This window comes from Legionella nigrisilvae (genome assembly GCF_977063395.2).
The window spans coordinates 266,262-288,804 of the sequence record NZ_CDRUGZ020000042.1 but is presented as its reverse complement, the minus strand read 5'-3'; the positions used below and the strand labels follow the sequence as shown (position 1 = coordinate 288,804).

Genomic DNA, 22,543 nt, shown 5'->3' with positions numbered 1-22,543 from the left:
AGATCGTATTTCTAATTGATGGATTGGGCAATTATATATCTTTTGGTGGATTTTGTAGACATTAACGAGATTGCGTTGCCAAATATTTATCAATCATTTGACGTGAAAGGCTGATAGGTTTAGGGAGTTGTGGCAGTTTTTTTATAGAAAACCATTGAGCATCTTCAATTTCAGTTGCATCGATTTGAATTTCACCGCTGTCATATTCGGCAATGAACCCTAACATTAAATTACTTTGAAATGGCCAGGGTTGAGAGGAAAAATAATACAAATTTTTTATAGTCAATCCCACCTCTTCTTTTACTTCGCGCATAACCGTCTGTTCAAGCGTTTCTCCAGGTTCCACAAAGCCAGCCAGCAGACTGTAAACTCCAGGCATAAAATGAGGTGATCGCGCAAGTAAAAGCTCATTATCTCGCCAAATTAATACCAACATAGCAGGGGCAATTTGAGGAAAAATTAATGAGTGACATTCAGAACATATTTTAGCTCGTTCTTTTGTACTGTATTGAGTTGGATGACCACAATACCCACAAAACTGAGTGCTTTTATCCCAATACAAGAGTTGCTTGGCTTTGGAAACAAGTAAAAAAAGATCTTCGTCGCCTAGAAGTTCATGTGCTTGCCGGATATGTTGGAACGTAGCATCTTTGGGAAGTATCTCAGGGCGTTTCTGAATCTGTACAGCAAAACACGGGGTGTTGCCATAGATTCCAAAATAAATTTGGCGTTCAATAAGGAGATGAAGATCGTTAAGATTGAACAATTTGGGGATAGTGTGGTTCTGTAAAAGGATGTCTTCGCCATGAAAGATAAACCAGAATGCGGGTTCATTAAAGGAAGTAGGGGGATGAATTTGTGATGTAAATGGTTTTAACATAAATAATCCATAATTTTGTAATCCATAATTTTGTAATCCATAATAAGTGTATCGAATGGTTTTGTGGGTGGTCAAATAGAACCTAAATTTTAAGGAAAATACTCCATTCATTGAACGTCATTTCAAGCGCAGCATTGCTCAGATCCGTAACGAACATTTGCGTTCATCGGAAGCATTACAAGATGAAACAGGCGATCTTTTGCATGCAGTTTTTTCACTGTGCGTATTTTGCAATTTGTTGGCTGGTTTACCCCTAATTTGCTTGTGCATGACCGCAATGCAATAATACTAAATAAGATTAATTAAAAGGATTTGAACAATGGAGAAAGTTTCCACAGGGATCGTTGGTCTTGATAATATTCTTAAAGGTGGTTATCCAAAGGAAAGACCCACTCTCTTAAAAGGTGGACCAGGGTGTGGTAAGACCGTTTTTTGCCTTTTTTTTGCGTATAGCAATATTCTGAATAATCGGCACGTCACCTACCTTACGTGTGAGGAACCGCCTGAACTCATCCTAAAAAACATGGATCAATATGGATTATCCGGAAGTGACGCAAATAAAAATAAGAAACTGGCTGTTCTTGATTTTCGCCCAAACCTAACTGATACTGTGACCGGTGGTTTTGAATTAGATGCCATTCTTATGCGAATTCAATCCAGCTTATCAGGCGAAGACCCTGTGCTCATCATCGATTCACTCCAGAATCTACTGATTGGTTTAGAAACACCCAATTATAAAATTGATTTATTAAATATTTTTACATGGTGTAAAGAGCATCGAATTACCTTATTGGTTACGGCTGCAAATGAAGAAGACCGTTATTTTGAAGAATATGCAGCCGATTGCGTTATTTTACTTGAACAAGTGATTTGTAAAAAATTAATGACCCGCATTTTAAGAATAGTTAAAATGCGAAGTTCAGCTCACGAGACAAATCAATACCCCTTTTTGTTAACCGAAACAGGCGTTTCAATTTTACCTATTACGGACACTAGTCTTACCGAACAAGAAAATCTATCTTACATTTCCACCGGAATTCCAGTTTTGGATAAAATGTTTGGCGGTCAAGGTTATTTAGAATCATCCTCGATTATGATTAGTGGATCATCGGGTACTGCAAAATCACTTCTGGCAGCTACATTGGCAGCATCTGCAGCCAAGCAACAAAAAAGAGTGCTTTATGTTTCTTTTGAAGAGTCTCCCATTAATTTTATAAGAAATGTTAAATCAGCAGGTATCAATCTTAATGAACCCGTCGCAAACAATATGATAAGTATCCATTCTCTTCGCACAATAGAGATGGGTTTAGAGGAACACCTCATTAACATTATCACCCTTATTGAAGAGATAAAACCACATATATTAATTGTGGACCCCATCACATCATTTCTAGATATGGGTGATAGTTTTGAAGTTAAATCAATATTAATTCGTCTGATATCTTATGCAAAATACAAAAATATCACCTTTATTTTTAATCAATTTGTCCATGAGTATTTAGGGTACCAAGATCTTATCTCTGCTTCCAGCTTAGTAGATTCATGGATCAAATTAGGTCTGATTGAATCCAATGGTGAGTTTAATCGAGCATTGCAGATAGTGAAATCTCGAGGAAATGCAAGCTCAAATCAAATGAAAGAGTTTCATGTTACGAGTAACGGTATTGTCATTGAGGACCCTTATTTCGGGGATGGAGGCATGATTTTTGGATCAAGAAAAAAAGAAAAACAAGCTATAGACAAGAAAAAGAAAGAATCATTGGCAACTCAATTAGAATCAATTAATAAACAAATCGATTTGATACAGAAAGCCGATCAAAAAGATAAAGCACCTGAAAACATTGAACGCTCATTAGTTATCTTTAACTTGCTAGAAAAAAAACAAAAAATTGAAATGGAAATTCAATTGACAGAGTCAATCAATTTAGAAAATAAAATGGAGAAGTGATAATGGCTAAGTATAAGTTAAAACTTTATATTATCGGTTACACATCTACAGCTAAAAAAGCAGTTAAAAATCTCCAGGAAATTTGTGCGTTACCTGAACTTAAGGGTAGTTATGAAGCGGAAGTCATTAATTTATTAGAGCATCCACAGTTAGCCGAGTCTGAAAAAATTATAGCAACACCGTTATTAATAAAGGATTTACCTGAGCCAATTCGCAGAATAATTGGTGACTTGTCTGATCGAGAAAAAGTACTTGTGGGGTTAAATATCAGTGAAATCTGAGGAACTTCAAAAAGATAATTACTGGGAAACGTTTGTTGACGCTTTGTCAGAGGCGATTCTTGTTTTAGATTTGTCGGGTAAAATTCTTTATGCCAATAACGCATCCTGTATTTTATTCAATAAAGGAAGTGTTGATCTTATTGGCAGTGATTTTAGTTATCCAATTGAATTAGAAAAACCAACTAAAATAGAAATTCTAGATGTTAATAACCAAATAATATATGCGGAAGTATATATGAAGAAGACCATCTGGAAACATAATCCAGCTTGGGTTGCTACGTTACATGATATTACTGAAAGAGAAAATGCTGAAAAAAAATTACATCTATTAGCGAATGTTTTTCATTTTGCAAAAGAAGGCATTGTTGTTACAGATCCTGATCTGAATATCATTGATGTCAATACAGAATTTACTAACATTACTCAATATAAAAAAGAAGAAGTCCTCGGCAAAAAACCCAATATTTTAAAATCGGATATTCAAGGCGTTGGATTTTATAAAAAAATGTGGGCACATTTAAAAAGCCAAGGATATTGGTATGGTGAGATATGGAATAAGAAAAAAAATAATGAACCATATCCGCAATTGCTGGCGATATCAGAAGTAAAAAATGTTGATGGCGATTTAGTAAATTATGTTGGCGTTTTTTATGATATTACACAACAAGAGGAACAAAAAAAACAATTACTTCATCTCGCTTACCATGATAGCTTGACAAATTTAGCAAACAGAAAATCATTATTAGAGCAATTAGAAACTGCAATGGTAAAAACACGACGTTTAAATAATTACATAGCGCTTGTATTTTTTGATATTGATGATTTTAAGTCAGTTAATGATTTGTATAGTCACAAAACGGGGGATAATCTATTAATAGAAACTGCACAACGAGTCAAAAATCTAATACGCGAAACGGACACCTTGGCGAGAATCGGAGGTGATGAGTTTGTGTTATTATTGGAGGGACTGAGTCATCCTTATGATTTCAAACATGTGATGGATAAGATCTATGAAAATTTAAAGAAGCCAATCATTATAGATTCACATAAAATATTTATCACTATTAGCGCTGGGATTTGTTTTTATCCGCAAAAAATAGCCATCGGCCCGTCTGGTTTGCTTTCTCAAGCGGATCAGGCTATGTATAAATCTAAGATGACTGGAAAAAATAAATATTCTTTATATGATGTGGCGCTTGATTTAGAAATTAGAAAACAAGAAAGATTAATTAACGCAATTAAATCTTCAATTAAAAATAATGAATTAAAACTTTATTACCAGCCTAAAGTGAACATGAAAACAGGTAAAATATTAGGATTAGAGGGTTTGATTCGTTGGGAGCACCCTAAAAAAGGGCTCTTACTTCCAAATCAGTTTTTACCTCAAATAAAAAATGATGCGTTTTCTTTTACACTTTTAGAGTTCACCCTAAAGGAAGCACTTGAGCAAATACGATTATGGACACACATTGATGATCAGCTAACAATCAGTATCAACATCAGTGCGCGTCAACTCGAACAAGAAAATTTTTTTGAAAAATTAATGAACATCGTAAAACTTTATCCTAAAAATATATACAGTCGACTTGAATTAGAAATTTTGGAATCTAGTATTATCAATAAATTTGAATTAACCTCAGGCATTATTAAAAAATGTAATAAGATTGGTATAGAATTTTCACTGGATGATTTTGGCACCAAATATTCATCGCTTAATTATTTAGTCAATTTACCATTTCGCTATATGAAAATAGATACTGAGTTTATTAGAAATATTTTAATAAGTAAAAGGGATACTAAAATATTAAGAGCAATACTTGATATTGCAAAAGCAATAAACATCAAGGTCATTGCTGAAGGCGTAGAGACACAGGAACACATAAACCACCTGATAAACCTTGGTTGTCATTTAGGTCAAGGCTTTGCTATCAGCAAAGCAATGCCCGCGGAGCAGTTTGCAGAATGGTATCAATCATGGAACAGCAAAAGGCGGGGTAACCACAAACCTGGGGGATAATGTGGTAATCCCCCCCAAAATAAACCAGCAGGTGGGTAACCGGATCCAGTCGTACCGATCTAGTCTTCCGGACCTTTCTTATGTAAGAGTGGCCATAATTTCCCTAAAACATCCCATTACTATTCGCTGACTCAGCAGGAATAGGTTGAATAACATCCCAGTGCTCATAAATTTTATTGTGTTCCAGTCGAAAAATGTCAACGATGGCTTGTCCCCGCGTTCCCGGCTCTAAGATGGAATGGACATGGACAATCACATAATCTCCTTCTGCGAAAATTCTTCTAATTTCACTATGTGATTGTGGATAAGTACTTTTCAGATAATCAATGTAATTTTTTAAACCCTCAATCCCATCTTGAGCGATGGGATTATGTTGAATGTACCAAGCACCCAAGTAATTTTGCGCAGCATCAAAGTCCTTTTCATTCAAGGCCTTTTGATAAAATTGGGTTACAATGTGTTTGTTCGTTTCCTGTAGAGTTCCTGCAATTCCAGAAACTGAGTGAAACAACAAACCACTGGATATGAGTGATAACATTATTTTTTTCATTTATGCTCCTTATTAATCAAACAAATTGATTATAAATGGCTATTTAAATTAAAAAAGCGCATAATTTTGGCTAAATATATCTAATTTTTAGATGGATTCAGGTTGGCGCACGATGACCAAAGTAACTCTTGAACAGTGGCGTGTATTTCATACAGTGATTGACGAAGGAAGCTTTGCTAAAGCAGCAATGAAACTGCATAAAAGTCAATCGAATATCAGCTATACTATTGCAAAACTCCAAGACATGCTGGGGTTAAAATTACTCCAGATTGAAGGGCGTAAGGCTGTTTTGACAGAACAAGGCATTGAAATTCTAAAATTATCGCGCCAAATTACCAGAGCTGCAAAAAATGTAGCGAATGCAGCTGTTAATTTAAAATCAGTTTTTGAAAAATCGATTCGCTTGGCTATTGATGAGATTTTTCCACTCCCTTTATTGATGGCTGTATTGCAAGAATTTTCCCAGCAAAATCAACACACCAAATTGAGTATTACGCATGGGTTATTATCAGGTCCTAGCGATCAATTAATTAATGGCGATGCGGAGCTGGCTATTATTTCAAAAATTCCGGAAGGTTATACGGGCAATAAATTGATGGATGTTCATTTTATTCCATATGCTCATCAAGACAGCCCTTTGCATCAAAAACGACTCACCCTCGAGGATCTTTATGAAGAACGTTACCTCATTGCCCAGGATTCTGGTGTAAATAAAAAACGTAATGAAGGGTGGTTAGGTTCTGAATTTCATTGGAAAGTAAGTACTTTGGAAATGAAAATCCAATGTGTGGCACATGGAATAGGGTTTGCCTGGTTGCCGCAGAAAATGGTTGAGGGTCGAAACATACCTATTCTCCCTTTGAAAATGGAAGAAAATAATATCAGAACCTATCCTGTTTATTTGGTGCACCACCAACCTCAAGAAATGGGGCCATCAGCAAAACTCTTAATAGAGCTTTTTAAAAAACACGCCGACAAAAGTTAGATTTTGAGTTTTAGTAAAGCTTCATCTAATGACACCCACGTTAAATTGACCTATAAGTAATAAATCCCCTGTCGAAGAGAGAACTATGAATCCTTCAAAAAAATCCCTTATAAGCGGTTTAATGATTTTATTTTCAGTTTCAGCCAGCAGCATGACGGAAAAAGTTTCCCAATCCGAATCCGATGCGGCGCGAATTTCAATGTTGGAAAAGGCTTTGGCTCCCCAAAAACTGGATGAAGTGGCAACTTTGTTTGCAAAAGCCAATAAAGAGCGGAATGCTGCGGTCCAATTTATGCTGTTTTCGGAACAATTAAAAAACAAATTTAAAGATCGTTGGCCCTATTGGGTATCTGGGGTATCCAGTCCATGGATTACTTCTTATGAGATAAAAAAAATAGTTCAAAGTAAGAGCTCTTGGAAATTTAGAATAACATATCAATGGGCGACCGCAGATGGCCCATTTAATCCCCCCATGGTGCAAAATATAGTAGTAGCACCTGTACCTGAACCTATAAATTCATCCCAAAAATTTTGGATAATTGAATTTAATGAGCAATAGGTAAAAGAACCTATCGGTTATTTTGTCGTACTATAATTATTTAAAAGATCTGTTAAGGAATTAACAAATGCATAACGGAGAAGAGGTAATAACAAAAGATTTTCAAAGTATTTTACTTCGAAATGGGTTTTCTACTCAGGAATTTAAAATAACAATAAAGAATGGGTCAAGTTATGATCCGAATCAAATAGTGAGCACCCAAGTATGGATCACGATTGAAAGAGATTTTATACAAAAGAAATATGGCTTATACCGAACTAACTGGCCCTATGATTTTGAATCAGATTTAAATAATGGCTACTTTAACCCCTAATGAGATAAACAGGTAACTAAAATTAGGTATGTTGAAAATTCAACCCCCTAGTACCGCGAATAATTCGCAGTATTAGGGGGTGGGATAAATGGTCCATTGACTCTAGTTGATACCATTAGTGATTCGGGTATATCTATTTTATTTATTGCTTGCGAATCCTATTGTTGCCGCAAATGCTATAGCCATACCCACGCCAATAACCGTTGGGGTGAAAAAGCTATATCGGTTTGATGATTCACTTGCTGAAGAGGTAGTCTTTGCAGCATTTACGTGTTCCGGATTAGATTGTTTATTTGAAAACTTCCGCTCGGCGATTTGGTCTTTTGAATCATAAAAAACTGGATCGGTTATAATCACCATTCCGCTAGGTGTTTGCGCCTTTCCCACCATTGAGGATGCTTCCACTTCTGAAAACCCTTTTTTCATTAATTCAGCGATTTCTGCTTCTAATACTTCTTTGGTTGGGGATGCACTGGTGTCCACTTTGAGGAAGCTTTCCCCTATTTTTCCTTCAATTTGGCCATCATTCCAGGACACACTTTTTTTCTTTGCTTTCAGGGGGGCGTTTTCTATTTTCTCGTTCATAAAAACCTCATCAATATTAAGATTGGATAAAATTAGAACAATTTTAACAGTCAATGATTAAGGAAATATGAAGAATTTGTATTTTTTTTATTCATTATCGTGAAAATGGAAAAAATGAGGCTTGTGTGATTCTATGTTGCACTCAGGTTTTAACAAACCACCGGATGGCTTTATTCAACTATAATTAATGAGTAACATTTTTTATATTGGTTCATTTCATTTAGTTTTGTGAGGCACAGCAGAAGTATATTAAGGGGGGGATGGATGCTTATCGATAAGGGACACTATTCTGCTTATATCGCCAAGCGCTCACCTTCTTGGCGTGTTTTTTTCCCTCCTCTATTTCTATCCCTAATCTGCATCTTAATCGAATACAAAACGAGTTTTCTGGTTTTTCATGTATTAACTGAATTTGTTTCGGTATGTATTGCATTGACCGCAATGACGGTAGCGGCGACAACCACTCAATTCACTAAAAATCAGTTTGTGGTTTTTATTTCTTTAGCAGCAGGTTGGTGTGCCAGTATCGACATTGCTCATATTTTAGCTTATCAAGGAATGAACTTATTACCGCAGGGCGGTGGGAATTTTAGTACTCAACTTTGGGTTTCTGCGCGCATCCTCCAAGCTTTATCTTTTCTGTGTGCTATTTATTTCTTTAGGCATACTCTGAAAATTTGGGTAGTGAATCTTTGTTTCTTTTTTATAACGCTGGCAATTTTATCTTCCATCTTCTCGGGTTATTTTCCCACGACCTATATCAATAATTATGGAGTGACTTGGTTCAAACTCTATTGCGAATGGGGCGTTATCCTCATTCTCTGCATGACCCTTATCTTGCTGTGGTATGAGAAGGCAATGCTTTCAAAAGAGTTGTTGTTTTATATGAGCTTAAGCCTTATTTCGATGATTGGTTCCGATTTATCTTTATCAAGTTATAAAAATTTGTTTGGTATAGAGAATATGGTTGGTCATGTGTTAAGAATATTCTCATATTGGTTTATCTATATTGCGTTGGTTGTACAAACGTTACGTCATCCTTTTGCAATGTTGGCACGAGCTGCAACGACTTACGATAACATTCCCGATCCTACGTTTATTGTTCAGTCTGAAGGTACAATCAGCCAAGCGAACAGTGCTGCTGGAGAATTCACTCATAAAAAACCGGAAGAATTAGTGGGCTTATCTTCCCATAACCTCTTTCATAATAAGTCTATTGAACCAGAGCAATGTCCAGTGTGCTCTCAGCTGTCCGCTCCAAAACGTCAGTTTATTGTGGAAATTGAGACTAAAAAGAATGAATGGGTAGAATGTAGTATGTGCTCGATTAATTCTGATTTTTTTCCAAATTCTTGGGTACAAATCGTAAGGGATATTTCTTTGCGTAAGGCTCTTGAAAAAGAACACAATAAATTAAATTATAACTTGCGTGAACGGATTAAAGAAATTCGATGTCTTTATACCATTGCCAATTTGATAGCACTTAGAGACTTGAATATCGATGAATTATTTACCCAAGTTGTCAATGTATTGCCTGATGCGTTTCAATTTCCAAAGCATATGGTTGCAACAATAAAAAGTGACTGGGGCGAGTTTAGTTCAGACTCCAAAGCGCAAAAACTACCTTATCAATTGGAAAAAGAGTTTCAAACGGATCAGTCTCTAGTAAAAATAAATGTGGCATACCGATTGCAACCGTTAATATCTAAAACTCCTTTTCTACCTGAGGAATCAACACTTTTGGATTCGGTAGCCACGTTATTGCAGAACGCACTTACACGATTTCAATCAGAACAAAAAGCGAAGGAAGCCGAAAAACGATTTAAAGAAAGCGAAGAACACTTCCGTGCGTTTATTGAACAAGCCCATGTGGGCGTATATATACGTAGTAAAAAACGATTTTTGTATGTAAATCCACGCTTTTGTGAACTGGTTGGTCGCAAAGAAGAAGAATTATTATCCCTGGGGTTGCTGGATTTAATAGAGGATGAAAGCACTAAAAAATTAGCTCTCAAGTATTGGCGTCGATTAGATCGCGGCGAATCCAGTATTGCCTACAACCTCCCTTTAAAAAGAAAAAGTGATGGCGCCTCCTTAATTTTAAGGATTGATACGACGGTTATTTCCTGGAAGGGACATTTCGAATTTCTTTCCATAGTAGATGATGTTACCGAAATTCAACATGCAAAAGTGCAAATCGAACAATACGTAACTGAGTTAGAATCTGCAATAAAAGGGACGTTTCTTGCGGTTTCCAAGATGGTCGAACTTCGTGATCCCTATACAGCAGGTCATGAACGTCAAGTTGGATTAATTGCCAAAGCCATAGGGGAGGAATTGGGATGGTCATCTGAACGGTGCTCCTCGCTGGAGCTTATGGGATTGGTACATGATATAGGTAAAATTTCAATACCCGCAGAAATTCTTTCCAAACCCACCAGGCTTACTGGGACAGAGATGGAACTCATAAAGGTGCACCCCCAAGCGGGCTATGATATTTTAAAAGATGTTCCGCTTAAAAAACCGGTTGCTGAGGTGATCTTACAACATCACGAACGACTTGATGGTAGCGGTTATCCTCGAGGATTAAAAGGGTCAGAAATTTTGCCCGAAACCTTAGTGATTTCTGTAGCAGATGTCTTGGAAGCGATGACATCGCATAGACCCTACAGACCTGCATTAGGCATAGAAGCTGCAATAGCAGAAATTAAACGGGGCAGGGGTGTTCTTTATGATACAGAGGTGGTCAATGCGGCCTTAAAGTTAATTCAAGAAAATAAACTCCCGCTACACCCATAAAAATCAGAAACGTTTTCCATCGAAAAGACAATGAGTTGAAAGCATTACTTATTGTATATTAGACAAATCCTGTGCAATATTACTATATTAATGATTATACTCTTGAAGATAAAGGTTCTGTATGTTTCGAAAAACTGCTCCTTGCTTTTTCGCAGTGGTTATTGATGCTTTAGGTTTTGGTCTTGTTTATCCAGTAATGACCGCGCTCTTCACCGCGAATCATAGTCCCGTTTTAAGTGCCGATGCCAGTATGGCTGTGAAACATTTTTATTTGGGATTAAGTTATATGCTCTATCCTTTATGCATGTTTTTTGGCACTTCGTTTATGGGCGATTTATCTGATGTTTGGGGGCGGAAAAAAGTATTGCTATTATGCATGCTCGGAATAACCATCAGTTTTTTGTTAATGGGAATGGGGGTCGCCTTTTCTTGTTTAAGTTTATTACTCATTGGGCGGGCACTTTCAGGTTTGATGGCCGGTAGCCAACCCATAGCCCAAGCCTCCATTGCTGATTTGAGTACCCCTGAAACCAAGGCGTTAAACATGAGTTTAATTTCCATGAGTTTTAGTTTTGGTTCCGTTCTTGGCCCATTGCTTGGGGGTGTCATGTCCGATCAACAATTGCTGCCTTGGTTTACATTTACCACCCCGTTTTTGATGGCCGCATTGCTTGCCTTTATTGCTTGGATTTGGATAAAACTTGGATACCAAGATACTGTTTTAGTTTTGTCTCAGAAGAAAATTTCCATTTTCCGTCCAATACATATTTTTATTGAGGCATTTCAACATCAATCGGTTCGTATTCTTGCCTTAGTGTTTCTATTGATGCAAATGGGATTTAGTCTTTATTTTCAATTCATTATTGTACACATGAAGATGGTTTATCATTATACCAATTGGCAGTTAGGAGCAGTGCAGGGGATGATTGGTTTAGGCTTTGCTATAGGTATTTTAATTGGTATGCCTTTATGTGTGAAGCGATATAAAGTCCATCACATTGCTTTGTGGACGCTTGTTCTCACCGGTTTAGGTCAGCTTCTGGTTTATGTTATACCTAATTCATTATTGCAATGGCCTTTGGCCGTCGCGATTGCAACGTTTGATATTATGGCATTTGCTTGTCTACTAACTTTATTTTCCAATGCCGTGGATGCACAATCGCAAGGATGGGTAATGGGAATATCGGGTGCAGTGATGGCATTTGCTTGGATGATAACGGGGTTTGGTTCCAATTTATTATCCATTCTGTCCAGTGCGGGTTTGATTGCTGTAGGTGGGGTTTTACTGCTTGTCTCAGCGTTACTTTTACTAAAAAATAGAACCGTGTAGTAGGAATGATTGATTTTTAAATCATATTGTGGAGGCGACTTTTTTTATGTAAAATTATTATTCACTTGCAGAAGAGTAATAATCGATGTACAAACCTAATATATTAATAGTCTGGTCTAATTATTATAAAGATTTAGCAGAAAAACAATTAGACGTTTGCTTAAATAAATTAAAGCAATATGACTACAATTATCAGGTTGAAACGGTCGAAGCTGGAACCTATGAAATCCCAACCGTGATCCAACATTACCACCGTGTTAACCCCTTTGATGGTTATTTGCCATTGAGTTTGTTACTTAAAGGTAAAACCGATCATTATGAGTTTATTTGGGAACATGTTAAAGAATGTTTTATTCAATTTGCTTTAGATGGATTAACTCTAGGTAATGGAATTATTTCTGCTCCAAGTATGGATATTTTGAGCGAACGTGTTGAAAACGGAGAACGAGTGCAAGAAGCAATTAATGCAGTGGATTATTTAATCCGTTTTAAAAATAAAAAAAATAATAAAGTGGCTTATGTCTAAAATTCTCATTATTTCTTCTGGTATCCATAAAGATTTAGCATCGGAACAACTGGAGCTTTGTACTACTCTTGTGAAAAATGCAGGGTACGCTTATCAAGTGGAGTTATTACAAGCCGGTACTTATGAAATTCCGTTTGTGATTAATACGTATCACCAAAAAAATCCTTTTGATGGGTACATTGCATTAGGCTTAATTCTTAAAGCCAATCTGGATCATTATAATAATATTATGTCCCATATTCGCTACTGTTTCACGCAATTTGCTCTAAACGATATTATAGTGGGTAATGGAATTATTACGGGCGCTAGCATTGAAGAATTAAGTGAAAACATTCGCAGTGCAAACCCTTGCCATTCAGCATATCCGTCTGCGGTTAATGCGGTGGACTGTCTCATTAAACTAAAAAACAAAATAGCATAGTAATACCCCATTCGTGCATATTTATAATGGTTCAAACCCGCCTATCCTGAGGAGTTTAGGACGAAGGATCTATTCTAGTGGTTGTGCCATTTGAGACGAGTCATGCGGGAGGCGGGTTCTACGCAAATTCCTGGGTATAGCATCGCCGTTACCCAGGAACAATGTTAGGTCCCTTCACTAATAGTTGGCTACTTCAACTCGGGTACCTTCGGTACATTTTCCAATTGTTTTGTGGGTTTGCGCGAAAAAAAAGAGCCAAAATAACTGGAGAGAGAGCGATTAGAAACCGGTTCTTTTTCCTCGTTAACTTCGACGATTTTAGGTTCTGGATACAAGTTTTCCTGTACCATTCTAAAACCGGAAAAAATGCTCTTGAGGACTAGAGGTAACAAGCTCAACATAATTAACATGCTGGTTAAATTGGTGGATTCGTTAAATAAAGTATAATTGGTTAGGGATTCCAAGACCGCAATAATTAAAGCAATTCCTATTGTATTTGTAATCAAGGAAGACGCATTGATATTGCGATTATCCATAGGTAAGTCGGCACTTTGATTAATTTCATAAAACGCAATCCATAGCCACAACAAATCAAAAGCGACACTATACCAATGCTGCTGGGGCATTTCGGTGACATTGGCTCCTACTGCTTTAGCTAAATCAAAAGTCATCTTCCCACTTTTAAGTGCTAAAGCCATGCTGGGTTTTTCTTGTGAATTGGCTAAAGGAGCGAATTGCTGGATAAATAAGCTCTTGGGAAGATTAATATCAAAAAGTTCGTAAAAGGTTTTCTCAGAACCAAATAATCTTCTTAGTTGTTCTTCACTAATATTCGATAAGGCATCAACCCCAGGGGCAAAAGTACCATCATCTGAATGATGGGCAATGACCACGTCTGAATTTTTCATCATCATTAGATCATTAGTCCCATCCCCATTTGCGACCACAAAATAATGATGGTCTTTGAGATACCTTGCGAGGATACCTTTGCTCTCAGTACTCATTTCTGCAAAAATAATTACAGGCCGTTTTTCTTTATCGCGAGTCATTAATGTTTTAAAACGGGCTAATATGGCTTCATTAATCCCCGCAAAAATAACAGTGGAATCAGGGGAACAAACTTCTTCGCTTAAAAGGTTAAGGTTTTCTTCTTCAATATGGGCTGCTCGAATAGTGATAATCCTTTTTGCATGTTCTGGACATAATACTTTGGCAATATTTACTGCCGCTTTCGTGGTATCACCCGTTGCTACAAATACCGGAACCGATATTTCCCTACATTGAGCAATAAATTGATCTGCACCTTTTTTTACAGGATTATCAACAATAAATGTACCATGGTATTCCAAATTTTTAAGTAAGTCTGGATGTTCTAGAAGGAAGCGCTCTATCGCTTTTTTATCATCTATATCAAATAATTTCTTTAAAATTGTAAAGTCGTGTTCATTAAGTTTGGTTTGTGCAATACACCAATCACGCGATAAGACCGCAGTGCGACTTTGCATCTTATTATAGTCTTGCAGCAGTGGTGTTTTTTGAAACGCATCGGCTTTAGGTACGCCGCAAAAGACCAGAGCAAAATGTTCCCCATCCTGGACAAGTGTTAGGCGCCCTCCGAACGTACGATATAAACCCAAATGAAACGTCTCAATCTCTTTTTTCTTCTCCATGGTAGTAATCATCTTTCTAAAATGATTATTACCAAGAGTCGTTACTTCCAAACAGTGTGGATCCGCCAATAAGGTTTTGAATAATTCTAAAATCGCGTGTTCTTCAGGTTCTAATTCTTTTTTATTATTGGTAAAGGCATAACAAAATACTTCAAATGATTTAAGCCATTGTGCCGTTTCAGGTAGAAGCATCTCGTCTTTTTTTTCCTTGAGAAGTTGCTGAACTTCGGAGGACATGTCGGGAGTCCATAAGCCAAGCACATCCATTCGTGTGGTAGTCAAAGTTCCCGTTTTATCTGAAATAATAGCGACACCATTGGCAAACTGCTCACGATAGTATCCCCCAAGGGCATTACATAGATCCACAATTCGTAACGCATCAATAGTTTCAAAAGGTTGATCTCCTAAATTACTGTTTAGTTTTTTCATCAAGCGACTATTCACTGTTTCGCGTAAAAAGGCTTCAGAAAAGGGAATCATGGTTTGAAAAAGTGTGAACATAAGCCGGAGTGTTTCCGCAGGCATCTGGGTAATGTCTCTTTGCAAGAACGCCGCCATAATTATAGAGCCTAGAATAGAATATAAGACATTTCGTTGTTTGCGCTTTGCGATAATTTCATTTATGTAGGCTTTTTTTTCATAATTGCTATTCAACAACAACTCTTTCTCAGGTTTGATTTGAATAAAAATATTGTCCTGATTGTAGGTATTTAATTTATCACCTACAAGCACTCCGGCTTGTTTGCCGTCCCTTACCGCATATAAGTCTATTTTGTTGTAATTTGATGAAAAATCAGGTTTTGTATGATGCTCAATCCAAACATCCTCTCCATTTTGAGCTTTAAGATTGACGCTAAATTTTTTTCGTTCCAATGTTTTTGTAAAATCACCTTCCAAATTTCGTTGCAGGGCTATCAACTCTCCAGATATCGGAACACAATCCAAATTGATACGTTCATCACAAAGCACCAAATCCCCTGTTCGAAGCTGATATCTGGGAATTTCAACAAATTTTGAACCGCTCGCGGTAAATCTTAAAACCCGATGTAATTTATGATTGTATTCGTAATCATGATCCAGTTTTTCTTGCTGTAAACGCATTTTTTTTATGGTTGATGGGGCCAAATCGGCTAATAATGCGGGTAAGTTACGAAATTTTTGCACAATTCTGTCGGCGTATCGAATATTGTGAGAAATTAAACCCAATTGGAAAGCGCGTGAACTGATCATCAACTCGCTGGCGATAAAATGATTTATTTGAAAATAGAGATTAGATAAGGGAGTCAGGCCACTGGAAATAACCGCTGTGTCCGATCGCTGGGCCCCGCGATTATACTGGAAGCGGACCAACAACTCTTGTGCTTTTTGAGTAAGATAAGAAATGCCACTTGGAACAACTAATGCACTGGCTCCCAATCCGGCAATTAATGAATATTCATCAGAAATTTGTTCATTGAGTAAAAAGGTAGTTCCTTTAAAAACGGAACTATACATATAAATGATTGCGGTAATTTCATTAGCTACTGCAATAGAAAGTGCTGCTCCAGAATCAAGTTTCTTATCCGTAATTCGGTTTAACGCGCAATACCCTAATACGGTCGCCCCATAAAGAAATTTGATAATAAAATCATATTCCGGGTTTCCCATGAGGTATTCACTAAGATATGGGGTTAGATAATCCCCAAGAAGTAATGCGGCGCCTGAAGAAATTGCTGGCCACATGTATTTTTTAAAAGTACTCCAATCCATAGAGTCTAAAGAGAAAGTCCATGCCAGAGTATTGTAGAGCTCTTTAACTCGTAACGAAAAAAAATTGCTGAGTTCTGTTACCGTGCTTCTTATGTAATACGTCCGATCTGGTTCGGCGTGTTGTATTAATTGAAGTGGTAAGGCTCTGCTGTCTGTAGGATTCTTTTTTGAAACTTTTTTTGAGGAGGGTATTTTTGTTTGCATAGTAAATCCTTTTGTGTACACCAATAAACGCCATTGGATATTTAGGGCCCATCTTGATAGTTAACTTATCTCTATAAAAGTTCAAGAGGATTTGATAAAAAATAATTATGAAAATGTTGTTACTAAGGAGATTAAAATGCAAGGAAGTTGGAACGGCTAAGCGGAATTGCTAATGCTGTAAAGACAAGCATAGGTTACACCTATACTTGCCTCAGGATTATTATTTAAGGTTGCAAATTCCAGTTATGAACAGCTGCTGTAGTGGGCTTCGTTTTTTCTGAATCCGCAAAAAATCCTTTTTCTGCAGCCAAAAGCCCTTTAGTTAAGTTCGCTTTGTTTTCTGTGGGTGCAGTTGTACTAGTAAATGTGATCTCTTCCAGTTTCGATACGCTGTCCACCCGTTTTTTCACTCTGTCAATATCCGCTTTTAAAGCCCCAAATAAGTCTCCGGAAAATGGAATTTTGTAAGCACCTTTATCATCGACGCTAAACAGTTCACCTTGATGATTAAGGGCATAGCGTGAAAAAATAATCCCTTTTGATGTATCGGATACGAGAGTAAACGTAATCATTCCTGGTAATTGGGAACGACTTTCACGAATTACAAAAGGTAAATCTGTGTTATTTTTTAGAACGGTTGTAGCCTCTTCTGCATTGGCGACAAAATAAGGACTTTTTATAATGTTCAGATAAAGAGCTTGACCCTGTGAAATTTCAGCCTTAGGTTTAGTTTGAATTACAGGCTTGCGTACTTCTTGTTTCTTTCCGGTTAATAGCTGCTGCAGTTCAGGATACATTTCGAGCATCAATTCTTTAAGCACGTTCGCAACCGAGTCTAAGTCCTTAATATTTTTTTGCATTTGTTTCAAACATGCTCCATAGGAAGATAGTGGTATCCCGAGTCCCTGTATTTCCGCTTGCAAGCTGACATCTTCTCCCGCATAGGCATGTAAGCGTAAATGTACATTGATGGGAATCATATGGGGATGTTGGGTAAAATAATTTTTTAATGTATATAATATATCCAGCCGATCATCAAAAAAATCAAATATTATTTCTTCACCAGGATGATCTATTGACGCTTTTTGCATTTGTGCAAAAAGAATAGTTCGTTTGTATTCATCGACCTGTTGGATGTCTAAAGAGGCATGTTTATGAATATTATTGGTAGTATCCATCCAAGAATGATTACTGATTTCATCCATGATACGTTTGAATGAAGTGCCACTTTCCAAATCGCCCTCTAAATCTGCCAGCAACAAGGGATCAAAGTGGATGCCGAGATGGTTACAAATGGTTTCCATTGCCGGACAGCAAGAACCTTTAAAATTAAAGATAGTGCCACCATTTAGTAGATCGGTATAATAATCTTGTCTTGTAGAACCAATGAAGGCGTAGGCTGCTGAAAATTTAGCATTTTCTCTTTTAAGCCAAGCTAGGAAGTCTTTATTTGTTTCAAGAACGGCCTCACCCAGGTGCTTGCTAAAATCGTCATGTGGTAATTTACAGTATTCTTTATTAAATAAACATCCATCAAAATCAAAGGATAAATAGCGTATGGTCATTTTTGTACCTTAAAAAAGTTAGTTCGTAATTTAAAATGAAAAATAAATAAGTATTGAATTAGTCTGAAGAAATCGACTCAATTGGGATGGATATGAATGAAAAGCATGATTTAAGAAGGTGCAATAAATGGCACTCACCTATAAAGGTGTTGAGTTTTTTGTTAAATGCCACTGATATACTTAAAAAATCTATCAACAAATCCAGCTCATTGATTTAAGATCGCTTAAGTTGTACCAGTCCTCCGCTCATACAGAATTTTTTGGGGTCTTTATATCCCACAGCTGCATGAAATAGTTTTAACAATCGCTGTATTTTATAATTAAAATCTTAAGAGAATATTAAAATTAATTAACTTTTGGATATTTTTTAATCTATTGGTTGTATTTGTGCTAAATTTGTATAAATGGAATTGCCAATGCTACTCAGTATTCTGAGTTCATTATTGGGCCTCCACACACCAGAAAAGGGTGCATGTTAAAATGAATACTTTTGATACCATAGCAATCGAATTTGATCTAACCGACCACAGCGTTAAACAAGTTGCCCTTGATGAATTAAGTATTAATACTCACGAAATTAATAAAATTTATTGGGTCCATAGTAACTTAAATCAAGAGGATGCTTTTAATCAAGTAGTCGAAAAACTAAGCTTACCCAATGAGGTCATTCAGTTATGCTCTGAGGAAAATATTTTAGCCAATCTTATTGATAATGATAGTGCGCTAACATTGCAAATTAAATGTTTATCCTCGCTGGAGTTAAGTGATAAGAATGAAATTAATTTGGATACTTTAGTCATTCATCTTACTGAAAATTATTGTTTTACTGCGTCGCATGAGCCTCTGCCCGTATTATTTGAATTCTTCAATAATTGCTCAAAATCAGTTCATTATGCCAAAACTCCTGGTTTTATATTATTTTTATTTCTGGAGGGGATTATTAATGATTATGCTAAGGTTCTTTTGCATTATGAAGAAATAGCAGAGCAATTCGATGCTTTATTGCAAACCACTCCGGAGAATATTTATAAAAATGTCGCAGAGGTAAAACATCAAACCCTCCAGATCAAACGTTATATGATTGCAATAAGAGAAATTTTAATGCGAATTACCAGTCGAAATATTCTAGTCATTTCTCAAAAATGTCGTTCTTCCTTATCTAATTTATCGAATCATTGTCACCTGATCATCAACGAGGTAGATTCTATTCGTGAAATATTAAATAGCTTATTAGGGCAAATCGATAATGAGCTGATGCAAAAAATGAGTGAAACTATGGCCATACTCGCAGCATTTGCAGCTATTTTTTTGCCATTAAATTTAATTACTGGAATTTATGGAATGAATTTTGTCTGGATTCCCGAATTACATTGGCAATACGGATATTTTGGGGCGCTGGGTTTAATATTTATCTGTGCATTATTCTTGTATCTTTTGTTCAAAAAGAAGAAATGGCTGTAAATCAACTTAGGAGATATGCTCAAAACCCTGTTTAGGATGATGGAGATTTTCTGCGTGTTGTTTACAGAGTTCCTTATTTTGTAAAGAGCGACCACAATCGATGTAAGCAAATGAATGGGCAAAATCCCTGAGTTCCATAGTAAAGGTAGACCGTTTCACAGGTGAGATAGTGAGCATTGTGGTTCCATTTTCTTGCCGTTCAATAGAGTGTCGACCTCCATAAAAGAAATAATGAGAAAACCAATTGCGGTTTTCGTGATGCGGATTGCGCAGAATTACAAATTTTCGATGGGATATTTTGCTTTCTTTGATGCCAATCAAGGCATAAGTATGCTGTATGGTAATTCCTTCTGGTGGATCTTCCTTTGGACTGCAGACAATAGGCCTTTGTTCTTCATGAGCATTTTTTAATGAAAGGAATAATTTTATTTCATCATAACTGTATTTGTTTTCCTCCGGTAAAATGGCATATTCATCCAGCCATTGTTCTACAGAGGCGATTGCCTTAACGGGAGGATTAATGCTGTTACTCATTTGCTCCCTCATGAAAGTAGTAAAGGTCTTTTTCGTTAAAAAGTGATGATTTTTGAGCAATTGTTCAAAGTTTTTTTGGTTTAAATGAACCCAATTCCACCATGCATCAAATAGTTCTTGGTGATTATCAAAAACATACTGACGCATATTAGAAATACTCGCTAATTGATCATGTGGACGCAAAAGAAAAATTAAGGAATAAATATCTTTACCCGTACAGCCATAAATTACCTGTTTATATAACTCTGCAAGAGGTCCCTCAGCTTGTCTTGAGGTCGCAATAGAGTCGTTAAAACCACCCAGAAAGGCTTTTAAAGCATTCCGGCTATCGCCGCTTGTTAAAGTTTTATTGTAATTACCTCCCATAAAAGTAACATAAGCTTTTTCTAGAAAACGAACCCAGGTTGGACCAGAACTCAAAATGCCCCAGGAAGTGGGGAGTGATTTTTCAAGGATAAGCCATTGGGGCTCGTCATCCTTATAAAAACGAACATGGATTTTATTTTTGTGCTCAAACATTGATTCACGAATATATTGCTCTCCATTGGGCAAAGCAAGGATGGCATTGATAACTGAAAGAAGATAACAATCACCACTCCGAGCACCTTGAGCAACGTGTGAAATAGACAATTTTTTTGGATAAAGAGGGGCAAAACTCTGTTGGTGCTGGATCTTAAAAAAAGAATATTCTCCAGTGGGATTTGCACTGGTTTTTTGTTTTTCTATCGCTAATTGTTTATTAAACGATTCCTCGATTTTAAACTGAGCCTCCATAATATGAGTCTCCGCTTGGCGTAAGTCCTTGAGGCACATACAATTTATTCCTATTTATTGAGTGTAGAGCATTTAATCGAATTGCTCGATGAGTATGGGTAAAAATTATTGATTATAATTAAAAATCTAATTTAATTAAGCCTAGTGGCGGTCTGTTTTTTTATAAAATGTTCTAAGTGATTATTCATAGGGTATACGAATATGAGATTGGTTAATCTCTGTGCAGGAGTTCACTCCCATCAATGTCATGGCAATACTCATTTCGTTATGAATGATATCGAGCATATGTTCGACTCCTGCTTGCCCTCTTGCTGCTAAAGCATAAACGGTTGGTCGACCTATAAGCACTGCATGAGCACCTAGTGCGAGCATGCGAATAACATCAAGTCCAGAGCGGATTCCTGAATCGACGAGAACGGTGAGATCAGAGTGTACCTTATCTGCAATCTTTGGAAGGGCTTTTACTGTGGATGATACCCCATCAAGTTGTCTCCCTCCGTGATTGGATACGATAATGCCATCTGCACCGAATCTCACGGCGTCTTTTGCATCTTCAGGATCCAGTATTCCTTTAATAAGTAAAGGTCCACTCCAAAAATTACGTACCCATTCCAGATCCGACCAACTAAGGCAGGGATCAAAATTATTATTTAGCCAGGAGATGTAATCTTCTAAACCAATCTTTTTGTTTAAATAGGCTGAGATATTACCCAAATCGTGCGGACGTCCTCTTATGCCAACTTGATAAGCCCAGGAGGGTTTTAACATGGCTTGTAATAAACGAAGTTCGTGCGCAAATGGACCTGCCATTCCAGAGTGGAGATCTCGATACCGTGCACTCGGGGTTGACATATCGACTGTAAAAATGAGATTGGTCACACCACAGGCCTGGGCTCGTTCAAGAACGTTCTGCATAAAGCCCCGATCTTTTAGGATATAAAGTTGAAACCAAATGGGTTGAGTGCTTTGGCTGGACACTTCTTCCAAAGAGCATAGAGATACTGTTGAGAGTACAAAAGGCACCCCTTTTTGGGCTGCTGCTTTGGCTACTTGTACCTCACCACGTCGAGCATACATTCCTGTAAGTCCAATTGGACTTAAAATGATTGGCATTGCCAATTTTTGCCCTAATAGTTCTGTTTCAAAATGAGGGTGCCCTACATTCTTTAAAACTCGTTGCCGCAATAATATCTTTGCGAGATCTTCGGTATTTGCTTTAAGAGTTTGTTCCGTAAAGGCACCCCCTTCAATGTAATCAAAGAGAAACCGAGGTAATTTTCGTCGGGCAGCTTCCCGATAATCAGTAATGGATGAAATGATCATATTCATGTCCAATTTATGTCAGCCCCAACTATGAATTATCTTCTCCCTCTAACTCCTGAAAAACCTAAG

18 protein-coding genes are annotated in these 22,543 nt (G+C 36.9%); 11 read left to right on the top strand and 7 right to left on the bottom strand.

Translation table 11 applies throughout. The features are described 5' to 3' along the window. Positions 1–61 precede the first annotated feature (61 nt). Complete coding sequence (gene nudC, locus ACWTE2_RS29620) at positions 62–880, bottom strand: NAD(+) diphosphatase (protein ID WP_454785576.1); 819 nt, start codon at positions 878–880, stop codon at positions 62–64. 319 nt (positions 881–1,199) lie between these two features. Between nudC and kaiC the strand changes: the two genes are divergently transcribed. The 3 genes from kaiC to ACWTE2_RS29605 are packed head-to-tail and all read left to right on the top strand — an operon-like array spanning position 1,200 to position 5,126. Beyond that, entirely contained in the window at positions 1,200–2,828 is a 1,629-nt protein-coding gene (gene kaiC / locus ACWTE2_RS29615; RefSeq protein ID WP_454785575.1) for a circadian clock protein KaiC, read from the top strand. A gap of 2 nt (positions 2,829–2,830) precedes the next feature. Further along, complete coding sequence (locus ACWTE2_RS29610; RefSeq protein ID WP_454785574.1) at positions 2,831–3,109, top strand: circadian clock KaiB family protein; 279 nt, start codon at positions 2,831–2,833, stop codon at positions 3,107–3,109. After that, on the top strand, positions 3,099–5,126 hold the full coding sequence (locus ACWTE2_RS29605; protein WP_454785573.1) for a putative bifunctional diguanylate cyclase/phosphodiesterase: 2,028 nt from the start codon (positions 3,099–3,101) through the stop codon (positions 5,124–5,126). Before ACWTE2_RS29610 ends, ACWTE2_RS29605 begins: the two co-directional genes overlap by 11 nt. A gap of 103 nt (positions 5,127–5,229) precedes the next feature. Here ACWTE2_RS29605 and ACWTE2_RS29600 read toward each other — a convergent pair whose 3' ends face one another. Next, positions 5,230–5,676: a nuclear transport factor 2 family protein gene (locus tag ACWTE2_RS29600; RefSeq protein WP_454785572.1), complete on the bottom strand. Its 447-nt coding sequence runs from the start codon at positions 5,674–5,676 to the stop codon at positions 5,230–5,232. A gap of 112 nt (positions 5,677–5,788) precedes the next feature. Here ACWTE2_RS29600 and ACWTE2_RS29595 point away from each other — a divergent pair, with 112 nt between their 5' ends. The 3 genes from ACWTE2_RS29595 (at position 5,789) to ACWTE2_RS29585 (ending at position 7,533) form a co-directional block, all read left to right on the top strand. Continuing rightward, positions 5,789–6,661, top strand: coding sequence for a LysR family transcriptional regulator (locus tag ACWTE2_RS29595; protein WP_454785571.1), 873 nt, complete (start codon positions 5,789–5,791; stop codon positions 6,659–6,661). 85 nt (positions 6,662–6,746) lie between these two features. Further along, positions 6,747–7,220, top strand: a complete 474-nt coding sequence (locus tag ACWTE2_RS29590; RefSeq protein ID WP_454785570.1) for a hypothetical protein — start codon at positions 6,747–6,749, stop codon at positions 7,218–7,220. A 67-nt stretch (positions 7,221–7,287) separates the two neighbouring features. After that, a complete protein-coding gene (locus tag ACWTE2_RS29585) occupies positions 7,288–7,533 on the top strand; it encodes a hypothetical protein (RefSeq protein ID WP_454785569.1) in 246 nt (81 codons plus the stop codon). A gap of 138 nt (positions 7,534–7,671) precedes the next feature. Here ACWTE2_RS29585 and ACWTE2_RS29580 read toward each other — a convergent pair whose 3' ends face one another. Continuing rightward, entirely contained in the window at positions 7,672–8,118 is a 447-nt protein-coding gene (locus tag ACWTE2_RS29580) for a hypothetical protein (protein WP_454785568.1), read from the bottom strand. A 264-nt stretch (positions 8,119–8,382) separates the two neighbouring features. On the opposite strand from ACWTE2_RS29580, the gene ACWTE2_RS29575 reads away from it, so the two are divergent. The 4 genes from ACWTE2_RS29575 to ACWTE2_RS29560 all read left to right on the top strand — a co-directional run bounded on the left by ACWTE2_RS29575 (position 8,383) and on the right by ACWTE2_RS29560 (position 13,194). Further along, on the top strand, positions 8,383–10,917 hold the full coding sequence (locus ACWTE2_RS29575; RefSeq protein WP_454785567.1) for an MASE3 domain-containing protein: 2,535 nt from the start codon (positions 8,383–8,385) through the stop codon (positions 10,915–10,917). A 121-nt stretch (positions 10,918–11,038) separates the two neighbouring features. Continuing rightward, positions 11,039–12,247 (top strand): MFS transporter, encoded by a 1,209-nt coding sequence (locus ACWTE2_RS29570; RefSeq protein WP_454785566.1) that lies wholly within the window; start codon positions 11,039–11,041, stop codon positions 12,245–12,247. 85 nt (positions 12,248–12,332) lie between these two features. After that, positions 12,333–12,773, top strand: a complete 441-nt coding sequence (locus ACWTE2_RS29565; protein WP_182392524.1) for a 6,7-dimethyl-8-ribityllumazine synthase — start codon at positions 12,333–12,335, stop codon at positions 12,771–12,773. Further along, positions 12,766–13,194 (top strand): 6,7-dimethyl-8-ribityllumazine synthase, encoded by a 429-nt coding sequence (locus ACWTE2_RS29560; protein ID WP_182392525.1) that lies wholly within the window; start codon positions 12,766–12,768, stop codon positions 13,192–13,194. Before ACWTE2_RS29565 ends, ACWTE2_RS29560 begins: the two co-directional genes overlap by 8 nt. Before the next feature lie 188 nt (positions 13,195–13,382). Here the strand turns inward: ACWTE2_RS29560 and ACWTE2_RS29555 are convergent, their stop codons facing one another. Both ACWTE2_RS29555 and ACWTE2_RS29550 read right to left on the bottom strand, forming a co-directional pair. Continuing rightward, positions 13,383–16,817, bottom strand: coding sequence for a cation-translocating P-type ATPase (locus ACWTE2_RS29555; RefSeq protein ID WP_454785565.1), 3,435 nt, complete (start codon positions 16,815–16,817; stop codon positions 13,383–13,385). Between the two features lie 224 nt (positions 16,818–17,041). Next, positions 17,042–18,382: a hypothetical protein gene (locus ACWTE2_RS29550; RefSeq protein WP_454785564.1), complete on the bottom strand. Its 1,341-nt coding sequence runs from the start codon at positions 18,380–18,382 to the stop codon at positions 17,042–17,044. Between the two features lie 480 nt (positions 18,383–18,862). Here ACWTE2_RS29550 and ACWTE2_RS29545 point away from each other — a divergent pair, with 480 nt between their 5' ends. Further along, the gene (locus ACWTE2_RS29545; RefSeq protein ID WP_454785563.1) at positions 18,863–19,843 is read left to right on the top strand and encodes a magnesium transporter CorA family protein; all 981 of its coding nucleotides are present in this window, start codon (positions 18,863–18,865) and stop codon (positions 19,841–19,843) included. A 6-nt stretch (positions 19,844–19,849) separates the two neighbouring features. On the opposite strand, the gene ACWTE2_RS29540 is transcribed toward ACWTE2_RS29545, so the two are convergent. Together ACWTE2_RS29540 and lldD are read right to left on the bottom strand one after the other, a co-directional pair. Further along, positions 19,850–21,190 (bottom strand): C2 family cysteine protease, encoded by a 1,341-nt coding sequence (locus ACWTE2_RS29540; RefSeq protein WP_454785562.1) that lies wholly within the window; start codon positions 21,188–21,190, stop codon positions 19,850–19,852. Positions 21,191–21,331: 141 nt separating this feature from the next. Next, a complete protein-coding gene (gene lldD, locus ACWTE2_RS29535; RefSeq protein WP_454785561.1) occupies positions 21,332–22,474 on the bottom strand; it encodes an FMN-dependent L-lactate dehydrogenase LldD in 1,143 nt (380 codons plus the stop codon). Between the last annotated feature and the right edge of the window lie 69 nt (positions 22,475–22,543).

Bases quoted from the DNA above. Each gene is read 5' to 3' on its own strand.
- nudC (WP_454785576.1), bottom strand. From the start codon at position 880: ATGTTAAAACCATTTACATCACAAATTCATCCCCCTACTTCCTTTAAT.
- kaiC (WP_454785575.1), top strand. From the start codon at position 1,200: ATGGAGAAAGTTTCCACAGGGATCGTTGGTCTTGATAATATTCTTAAA.
- ACWTE2_RS29610 (WP_454785574.1), top strand. From the start codon at position 2,831: ATGGCTAAGTATAAGTTAAAACTTTATATTATCGGTTACACATCTACA.
- ACWTE2_RS29600 (WP_454785572.1), bottom strand. From the start codon at position 5,676: ATGAAAAAAATAATGTTATCACTCATATCCAGTGGTTTGTTGTTTCAC.
- ACWTE2_RS29595 (WP_454785571.1), top strand. From the start codon at position 5,789: ATGACCAAAGTAACTCTTGAACAGTGGCGTGTATTTCATACAGTGATT.
- ACWTE2_RS29590 (WP_454785570.1), top strand. From the start codon at position 6,747: ATGAATCCTTCAAAAAAATCCCTTATAAGCGGTTTAATGATTTTATTT.
- ACWTE2_RS29585 (WP_454785569.1), top strand. From the start codon at position 7,288: ATGCATAACGGAGAAGAGGTAATAACAAAAGATTTTCAAAGTATTTTA.
- ACWTE2_RS29580 (WP_454785568.1), bottom strand. From the start codon at position 8,118: ATGAACGAGAAAATAGAAAACGCCCCCCTGAAAGCAAAGAAAAAAAGT.
- ACWTE2_RS29575 (WP_454785567.1), top strand. From the start codon at position 8,383: ATGCTTATCGATAAGGGACACTATTCTGCTTATATCGCCAAGCGCTCA.
- ACWTE2_RS29570 (WP_454785566.1), top strand. From the start codon at position 11,039: ATGTTTCGAAAAACTGCTCCTTGCTTTTTCGCAGTGGTTATTGATGCT.
- ACWTE2_RS29565 (WP_182392524.1), top strand. From the start codon at position 12,333: ATGTACAAACCTAATATATTAATAGTCTGGTCTAATTATTATAAAGAT.
- ACWTE2_RS29560 (WP_182392525.1), top strand. From the start codon at position 12,766: ATGTCTAAAATTCTCATTATTTCTTCTGGTATCCATAAAGATTTAGCA.
- ACWTE2_RS29555 (WP_454785565.1), bottom strand. From the start codon at position 16,817: ATGCAAACAAAAATACCCTCCTCAAAAAAAGTTTCAAAAAAGAATCCT.
- ACWTE2_RS29550 (WP_454785564.1), bottom strand. From the start codon at position 18,382: ATGACCATACGCTATTTATCCTTTGATTTTGATGGATGTTTATTTAAT.
- ACWTE2_RS29545 (WP_454785563.1), top strand. From the start codon at position 18,863: ATGAATACTTTTGATACCATAGCAATCGAATTTGATCTAACCGACCAC.
- ACWTE2_RS29540 (WP_454785562.1), bottom strand. From the start codon at position 21,190: ATGTGCCTCAAGGACTTACGCCAAGCGGAGACTCATATTATGGAGGCT.
- lldD (WP_454785561.1), bottom strand. From the start codon at position 22,474: ATGATCATTTCATCCATTACTGATTATCGGGAAGCTGCCCGACGAAAA.